The sequence below is a fragment of the Paenibacillus sp. GYB004 genome (genome assembly GCF_036577605.1).
GTDB lineage: Bacteria > Bacillota > Bacilli > Paenibacillales > NBRC-103111 > Paenibacillus_AB > Paenibacillus_AB oceani.
This window is the reverse complement of sequence record NZ_JARBDB010000010.1, coordinates 1-361: the sequence shown is the minus strand read 5'-3', so window position 1 is coordinate 361 and position 361 is coordinate 1. Positions and strand designations below refer to the sequence as shown.

Below are 361 nucleotides of genomic sequence, written 5' to 3'. Positions count from 1 at the left end.
CAGCTGAGCTATGGCCCCAAATAGATCCCGAAGGATATTTGGAAATGGTGGGCCTTAGTGGACTCGAACCACCGACCTCACCCTTATCAGGGGTGCTCTCTAACCAGCTGAGCTAAAGGCCCTAAGAGCATTTGCGTAGTAAATGTTAGCTTCGGAAGGATATGCTGTTTCACTTCGTAGCCTGATCACTACCTTATTTAGTTCAACCCGCATAAAAACGGGCCGCTTGGCAATGTCCTACTCTCCCAGGACCCTGCGGTCCAAGTACCATCGGCGCTGGAGGGCTTAACGGTCGTGTTCGGGATGGGAACGCGTGGGTCCCCTCCGCCATCATCACCAAACGGATTCATTTAAGAAGTCT

Annotated in this window: 1 tRNA gene and 1 rRNA gene; both read right to left on the bottom strand. The window is 52.1% G+C overall.

The features are described from left to right. Positions 1 to 45: 45 nt before the first annotated feature. A tRNA-Ile gene (locus tag PV433_RS06110) sits at positions 46 to 122 on the bottom strand. A gap of 102 nt (positions 123 to 224) precedes the next feature. Beyond that, a 5S ribosomal RNA gene (rrf, locus tag PV433_RS06105) occupies positions 225 to 341 on the bottom strand. Positions 342 to 361 lie beyond the last annotated feature (20 nt).